Source organism: Roseicella sp. DB1501, from assembly GCF_013112485.1.
Taxonomy (GTDB): domain Bacteria; phylum Pseudomonadota; class Alphaproteobacteria; order Acetobacterales; family Acetobacteraceae; genus Paracraurococcus.
This window is the reverse complement of sequence record NZ_JABFHG010000035.1, coordinates 1-3,213: the sequence shown is the minus strand read 5'-3', so window position 1 is coordinate 3,213 and position 3,213 is coordinate 1. Positions and strand designations below refer to the sequence as shown.

Here is a 3,213-nt window from a genome sequence, read left to right as displayed (position 1 = left end):
GATCTGTTCGTTGACATCTACATCTGGATTGGTTGTGTGTTTGTGTGATTGCCGTATTTGGTTTGCTTGATGCGCGGTTTGGTACTGCGTGTGGGTGGCTGGATGTGGTGATGGAGAGTGAGAGAAGGGCGTTCGGTGGATGCCTTGGCGCCAAGAGGCGATGAAGGACGTGGCACGCTGCGAAAAGCCGCGGGGAGATGCGAGCGATCGTTGATCCGCGGATGTCCGAATGGGGAAACCCCTCCTTTATGGAGATCCTGCGCTGAATTCATAGGCGTGGGAGGCGAACCTGGGGAACTGAAACATCTCAGTACCTGGAGGAAAAGACATCAAGTGAGATTCCCCTAGTAGTGGCGAGCGAACGGGGACCAGGCCAGTGGTGCATGTGGGTTAAGCTGAAGCAGCTGGAAAGCTGTGCCGGAGCGGGTGACAGCCCCGTAGGCGTATGGCCTGCATGGATCCTTGAGTAGGGCGGGGCACGTGAAACCCTGTCTGAACATGGGGGGACCACCCTCCAAGCCTAAATACTCCTTGGCGACCGATAGTGCACAAGTACCGTGAGGGAAAGGTGAAAAGCACCCCGACGAGGGGAGTGAAAGAGACCTGAAACCGAGCGCCTACAAGCAGTCGGAGCGGACTTGTTCCGTGACGGCGTACCTTTTGTATAATGGGTCCGCGAGTTTCTGTTGGCAGCGAGCTTAAGCCGTGAGGTGGAGGCGCAGCGAAAGCGAGTCTGATAAGGGCGCTGAGTTGCCGGTAGAAGACCCGAAACCGAGTGATCTAGCCATGGCCAGGCTGAAGGTGCGGTAACACGCACTGGAGGGCCGAACCCACGCCTGTTGAAAAAGTCGGGGATGAGCTGTGGCTAGGGGTGAAAGGCCAATCAAACTCGGAAATAGCTGGTTCTCCGCGAAATCTATTGAGGTAGATCGTCCGTCGATCACCCCCGGAGGTAGAGCACCGGAAGGGCTAGGGGGGCCCAAAGCCCTACCAAACCCTACCGAACTCCGAATGCCGGGGAGTGCAGGCGGGCAGACAGACAGCGGGTGCTAAGGTCCGTTGTCGAGAGGGAAACAGCCCAGACCACCAGCTAAGGCCCCCAAATGATGGCTAAGTGGGAAAGCATGTAGGACGGCCATAACAACCAGGAGGTTGGCTTAGAAGCAGCCATCCTTTAAAGAAAGCGTAATAGCTCACTGGTCTAATAGCTGTCCCGCGGCGAAAATGTACCGGGGCTCAAGCCATCTGCCGAAGCTGTGGATGCACTAGCGATAGTGCGTGGTAGCGGAGCGTTCCGTAAGCCTGCGAAGGGAGACCCGCGAGGGCTCCTGGAGGTATCGGAAGTGCGAATGCGGACATGAGTAGCGACAAGGAGGGTGAGAAACCCTCCCGCCGAAAGTCCAAGGGTTCCTGCGCAAGGCTAATCCGCGCAGGGTGAGCCGGCCCCTAAGGCGAGGGCGACAGCCGTAGCCGATGGCAACAGGGTGAACATTCCCTGGCCCGCCAGATGTGACAGCCGTGAAGTTCGGTCATCCCTTATCGGATTGGGGTGGCCGCTGGATCGGCTCGGGAAATAGCACTGGCATATGGACCGTACCCGAAACCGACACAGGTGGACTGGTAGAGCATACCAAGGCGCTTGAGAGAACGATGCTGAAGGAACTAGGCAAATTGCTCGCGTAACTTCGGGATAAGCGAGACCCACCGCCGGGCAACCGGTTGTGGGTGGCACAGACCAGGGGGTGGCGACTGTTTAGTAAAAACACAGGGCTCTGCGAAATCGAGAGATGACGTATAGGGTCTGACGCCTGCCCGGTGCCGGAAGGTCAAGGGGAGGAGTGCAAGCTCCGAACCGAAGCCCCGGTAAACGGCGGCCGTAACTATAACGGTCCTAAGGTAGCGAAATTCCTTGTCGGGTAAGTTCCGACCTGCACGAATGGCGTAACGACCTCCCCACTGTCTCCAGCATCGGCTCAGCGAAATTGAACTCCCCGTGAAGATGCGGGGTACCCGCGGTCAGACGGAAAGACCCTATGAACCTTTACTGCAACTTCGCAGTGGCGCCAGGAAGGGGCTGTGTAGGATAGGTGGGAGGCTTTGAAGCGGGGGCGCTAGCTCTCGTGGAGCCAACCTTGAAATACCACCCTGCGCCTTTCTGGCGTCTAACCGAGCCCCGTTAGCCGGGGCCGGGACCCTGCGTGGTGGGCAGTTTGACTGGGGCGGTCGCCTCCCAAAGTGTAACGGAGGCGCGCGATGGTGGGCTCAGGCCGGTCGGACATCGGCTGTTGAGTGCAAAGGCACAAGCCCGCCTGACTGTGAGCGCGACAGCGCGAACAGAGACGAAAGTCGGCCTTAGTGATCCGGTGGTCCCGCGTGGAAGGGCCATCGCTCAACGGATAAAAGGTACTCTAGGGATAACAGGCTGATCTCCCCCAAGAGTCCACATCGACGGGGAGGTTTGGCACCTCGATGTCGGCTCATCGCATCCCGGGGCTGGAGCAGGTCCCAAGGGTTCGGCTGTTCGCCGATTAAAGCGGTACGTGAGCTGGGTTTAGAACGTCGTGAGACAGTTCGGTCCCTATCTGCCGTGGGTGCAGGAGACTTGCGAGGATCTGTCCCTAGTACGAGAGGACCGGGATGGACGCACCTCTGGTGCACCAGTTGTCACGCCAGTGGCACAGCTGGGTAGCCAAGTGCGGACGGGATAACTGCTGAAGGCATCTAAGCAGGAAACCCCCCTCCAAACGAGGTCTCCCTCGAGGGCCGTGCCAGACCAGCACGTCAATAGGACGCAGGTGGAAGCGGGGTAACCCGTGCAGCCGAGCGTTACTAATCGCCCGATAGAACTCCCATCCCACACCCGCCCGCGTCGTCGCAAGACAACACCACACGCAGCACCAAGCCGCGCCGCAAACCAACACAGCACACACACAACACACCAACCAATCCAGCCCATGCCACACCCAGGATCCGGCCGGGTGGCCCGGTGGTCATCGCAAGGTTGCAACACCCGATCCCATCCCGAACTCGGCCGTGAAACACCTCAGCGCCCATGGTACTGCTGCTCAAGCAGCGGGAGAGTCGGTCGCCGCCGGGCCACCCAGCCGGATCCAAACACCCTCACACACACCACCCACGCGGGGTGGAGCAGCCCGGTAGCTCGTCAGGCTCATAACCTGAAGGTCACAGGTTCAAATCCTGTCCCCGCATCCA

Annotated in this window: 1 tRNA gene and 2 rRNA genes; all 3 read left to right on the top strand. The window is 59.4% G+C overall.

The annotated features are described in order from the left end of the window. Positions 1-112: 112 nt before the first annotated feature. The 3 genes from HJG45_RS28105 (at position 113) to HJG45_RS28095 (ending at position 3,213) form a co-directional block, all read left to right on the top strand. Positions 113-2,854, top strand: a 23S ribosomal RNA gene (locus HJG45_RS28105). Positions 2,855-2,982: 128 nt separating this feature from the next. After that, positions 2,983-3,097 (top strand): 5S ribosomal RNA (gene rrf, locus HJG45_RS28100). 39 nt (positions 3,098-3,136) lie between these two features. Further along, positions 3,137-3,213: transfer RNA gene (locus HJG45_RS28095), tRNA-Met, on the top strand.